This is a genomic window from Nocardioides sp. CPCC 206348, from assembly GCF_048654705.1.
GTDB lineage: Bacteria > Actinomycetota > Actinomycetes > Propionibacteriales > Nocardioidaceae > Nocardioides.
Genome location: NZ_JBMCZA010000210.1, coordinates 125,547 through 129,612 on the forward strand (window position 1 = coordinate 125,547; position 4,066 = coordinate 129,612).

The window sequence follows — 4,066 nt, forward strand, 5'->3', positions numbered from 1 at the left end:
CGAGCCGGGCCAACGCTACGTCGACCGCCTCGACATCCCCACGCGGACGCTCCGGCGCCGGCGGCGGGCCGACGACGAGCACCTGCCGCCCGTCGAGCACCCGCATCAGGCGCGCGAAGCCGGCTTCGAGATCGGCCAGCGACTGGTCGTAGTCGTTGAGGCCACCCTCGACGACGACCAGGTCGGTCGACCGGCGTAGCGAGAGCGCTGCGCGGGTGGCGAAGGAGACGTCACCGCAGGCGCTCGCGCCGACCGTGAACCCGCTCCCGGAGAACCCGTCCACCCGGACCCGGCCGGGCAGCCGCACCGGCCACGAGTCGCGCGCACGGACACCGGCGCCGACGGAGTAGGAGTCGCCGATCACGAGGATGTCGGCACCCGTCCCCGTCACGACCGCAGCCCGCTCCTCGGCGCGTTCGCCGATCTCCCCGCAGCGATCGGTCCGCGCACCTGCGCGGCCCAGGATCGTCGTACTCACGGCGGCAACGAGCAGCACCGTCAGGACGGTGAGGAGCAGCCGGGGCCGGAGGCGGGTGAGGTGCCGAGTCACGTCGAAATCATCCGTCGTACCTGACGAACGTGCTGCGAATTCGCCGAACTCACAGCAGGTTCGTCAGGTGCGATGTCAGACGGCGTACGTCGCCAGGTCGCCCGCGAGCGCTTCGCTCGCGCGGCCGGTGACGTGGCTGCCGTCGGCGGTGTGCTCGATGGTGGCGATCTCGCCGTCCTTGTGGATCCGGTCGATCAGGTCGCCGCGGGCATAGGGCACCAGCGCGGAGAACTCGACCTGCGGTCGCGGCAGGTCGGCCTCGATCCGGGCGAGCGCCTCCTTGATGCCCTCACCCGTGTGGGCGGACACCGCGACGGAGTGCGGCTCGCGGCGGAGCAGGCGGTCGATGACCAGCGGGTCCGCGGCGTCGATCTTGTTGATGACGACCAGTTCGGGGACGCCACCGGCGTCGATGTCGGCGAGCACCGCGCGCACCGCGGTCAGCTGGCCCTCGGGGTCGGGGTGCGAGCCGTCGACGACGTGCACGATGAGGTCGGCGTCGGCCACCTCCTCCAGGGTCGAGCGGAACGCCTCGACCAGCTGGTGCGGCAGGTGCCGGACGAACCCGACCGTGTCGCTCATCGTGAAGATCCGGCCGTCGACGGTGGAGGTACGACGAGTGGTGGGATCGAGCGTCGCGAAGAGGGAGTCCTCGACGAGCACTCCTGCACCCGTCAGCCGGTTGAGCAGCGAGGACTTGCCGGCGTTGGTGTAGCCCGCGATCGCGACCGAGGGGATGTGGTTGCGACGGCGCTCCTGGCGCTTGGTGTCGCGGGTCCCCTTCATCACCTTCAGCTCGCGGCGGAGCTTGGCGATCTTGTCGTTGATCCGGCGGCGGTCGGTCTCGATCTTGGTCTCACCGGGACCACGGCCACCGATACCGGCACCGTCGGCGCCGACGCGGCCACCGGCCTGGCGCGACAGGTTGCCACCCCAACCACGCAGCCGTTGCTTCATGTAGCTGAGCTGGGCCAGCTCGACCTGCGCCTGGCCCTCGGCCGACTTCGCGTGCTGGGCGAAGATGTCGAGGATCAGGGCGGTCCGGTCGACGACCTTGACCTTGACCCGGTCCTCCAGGTTGCGGAGCTGCGAGGGGGCGAGCTCGCCGTCGCAGATCACGGTGTCGGCGCCGCTGGCCTGCACGATCTCGGCCAGTCCCTCGACCTTGCCGCGGCCGATGTACGTCGCCGGGTCGGGCGACTGGCGGCGCTGGTAGATCGCGTCGAGCACCTCGGATCCGGCGGTCTCGGCGAGCAGCGCGAGCTCGGCCATGGCGTTCTCGTGGTCCTGGACGGTGCCCTCGGTCCACACCCCGACGAGCACGACGCGCTCGAGCCGGAGCTGGCGGTACTCGACCTCGGAGATGTCCTCGAGCTCGGTGCGCAGACCGGCGACACGACGCAGCTCGTGGCGCGCAGCCAGGTCCAGGTCACCCGTGGTGGGCTCGTCGGCGGAGGCGGGCGCGTACCCGGACTCGAAGGTGTCGTTGTCGGGGTCGTCCCAGCCCTCGGTGGCGCGCAGCGCGGACGCGAGGGAGAAGTCTTCAGCATGGTTCGTCATAGGCGTATCCAGCGTAACGACGAACGGTCACAAAGGCTTCCCGATTACCGGACGCGGACGACGGGCGGTCATCTGCGCACCAACTGCGGTACCGCACTCCTTGCGTTGCCGCAGTTTGTGCGGCACCATGGAGAGCATGACCGATTCACTGGCAGGGCCACCCGCGGAAGCACTGGCCGTCGTACGACGGGCGCTGGACGAGGCGGAGGGCCGCGATTCCGTCGGGGCCCTGCCCTACCTTCGAGAAGCCGCCGACCGGCTCACCGAGATCCTCGACGAGGCCATGGCAGCCGCCGTGCTGACCGGCCAGGCGTCCCTGCGTGGGGCAGGGGCGCAGGCCGGGCTCACGGAGAACGCCGTCGGCCCCCGACTGGCGCGCACCCGCAGCCTCGCGGCGTACGCCGACGACCGGGGACGCGTGACGGCCGCCGGGGTCGAACGAGCGAAGTACGACCTCGAGACCGGTCAGCCGCGGCAACCTGCCGCAGCCCCGGCGCCGATGCGGTTCAAGCCGCGCCGGAGCCAATGACCCCGAACTGCCCGATGTGCCCAACTTGATGGAGGAACCATGACCCGAGCCGATCTCACCCACCTGTACTTCCTGCTCGACCGCAGCGGATCGATGCAGTCCATCAAGGCCGACACCGAGGGCGGCTTCGCCGCCTTCATCGCCGAGCAGCGCACCGCTCCGGGCGACTGCCGGGTCACCCTCGCCCAGTTCGACAACGAGTACGACGTCGTGTTCTCCAACTTCCCGATCGCGGACGTGCCGGCGCTGGACCTGCAGCCGCGCGGATCGACCGCGCTGCTCGACGCGATGGGGCGCCTGATCACCACCGCCGGCCAGGAGCTCGCCGCACTCCAGGAGGACGAGCGCCCCGGCACCGTAATCGTCGCGGTGATGACCGACGGCCACGAGAACGCCAGCCAGGAGTGGACCCACCCGGCGATCAAGGCGCTGGTGGAGCAGCAGACCAACGGCTTCGCGTGGCAGTTCCTCTACATGGGCGCCGACCAGGACGCGATCGAGGTCGGCGCGAGCCTCGGCGTCGCCGCGGGCGCCTCGGTCACCTACGGGCGCGGCAAGAGCCGCGACGTGATGGCGATGACCTCGCAGAAGCTGGGCAAGCTCCGCGGCGACCGGTTCGCCGCTCCGGCGGGTGCGCCCGCACCGATGATGGACGCCTACTCCCCCGAGGAGCGCAAGGCCGTCGCCGACTGATCCGGCTCGAGGACCTTCTGCCACAGCACGGTCCCGACGGCGTCGTACAGGCGCACGGTCAGCTCGCCGGAAGGCGCGATGGCGAGCTGGCCGATGTGCTGGTTGTCCGGACGCGGCGCGATCTTCACCGGGAGCGGCTCGTCCTTGCCGTGGGTGAAGTGCACGAGCGGACCGAAGGTGCGGTCGAGCTTGTCGGGCCGCGCAGTGAACGGCGAGCAGTGCAGGGGTCCGGAGATGAACTCCCAGAACGGCTCGAAGTCGGTGAACGTCGCCCGCTCCGGGGAGTAGTGGTTGGCCGCCGTGTAGTGCACGTCGGCGGTGATCCACACGACGTTCTTGACCTCGTACCGCTTGATCGCCGAGAGGACGCGCCCGATCTCCGGTTCGCGTCCCATCGGACGGCCGTGGTCGCCGTTCGCGACGCCGTCGAGGTCGTGGAGCTGGCGGACCGGCGCCGACAACGGCTGGTCGATCGAGATCACCTTCCACGTCGCCCTCGACCTGCGTAGGCCGGTGATCAGCCAGTCCTCCTGCTCCGGGCCGAGCAGGCCGCTCGGTGCTCGGTCGTCGCGCGGGTCGGCGACCGGGTTCGATCCACGGAAGCTGCGCATGTCGAGCAGGAACAGGTCGAGGTGCTGCCCGCGCGGGATCCGGCGATAGAGCCGGGCGGGCGCGAAGCCGTCCCCGTCGGCCGGGACCAGGCGCTTCACCGGCACCGGCTGGTACTCCTGCCA

The 4,066-nt window shown here is 70.6% G+C and carries 5 protein-coding genes; 2 read left to right on the forward strand and 3 right to left on the reverse strand.

What is annotated here, in order from left to right; genetic code table 11:
• Positions 1 to 550 (reverse strand): SGNH/GDSL hydrolase family protein (locus ACOADB_RS21565; protein ID WP_378603352.1); only part of this gene is annotated, 550 nt, incomplete at its 3' end.
• 75 nt (positions 551 to 625) lie between these two features.
• Positions 626 to 2,110, reverse strand: a complete 1,485-nt coding sequence (gene hflX, locus ACOADB_RS21570) for a GTPase HflX (RefSeq protein WP_378603355.1) — start codon at positions 2,108 to 2,110, stop codon at positions 626 to 628.
• Positions 2,111 to 2,246: 136 nt separating this feature from the next.
• Here hflX and ACOADB_RS21575 point away from each other — a divergent pair, with 136 nt between their 5' ends.
• Both ACOADB_RS21575 and ACOADB_RS21580 read left to right on the forward strand, forming a co-directional pair.
• Positions 2,247 to 2,639, forward strand: coding sequence for a hypothetical protein (locus tag ACOADB_RS21575; RefSeq protein WP_378603358.1), 393 nt, complete (start codon positions 2,247 to 2,249; stop codon positions 2,637 to 2,639).
• 39 nt (positions 2,640 to 2,678) lie between these two features.
• Positions 2,679 to 3,332: a vWA domain-containing protein gene (locus tag ACOADB_RS21580; RefSeq protein WP_378603361.1), complete on the forward strand. Its 654-nt coding sequence runs from the start codon at positions 2,679 to 2,681 to the stop codon at positions 3,330 to 3,332.
• Here ACOADB_RS21580 and ACOADB_RS21585 read toward each other — a convergent pair.
• Positions 3,296 to 4,066: alkaline phosphatase D family protein (locus ACOADB_RS21585; protein WP_378603364.1), on the reverse strand; the 771-nt coding region annotated here is incomplete at its 5' end. The genes ACOADB_RS21580 and ACOADB_RS21585 overlap by 37 nt on opposite strands.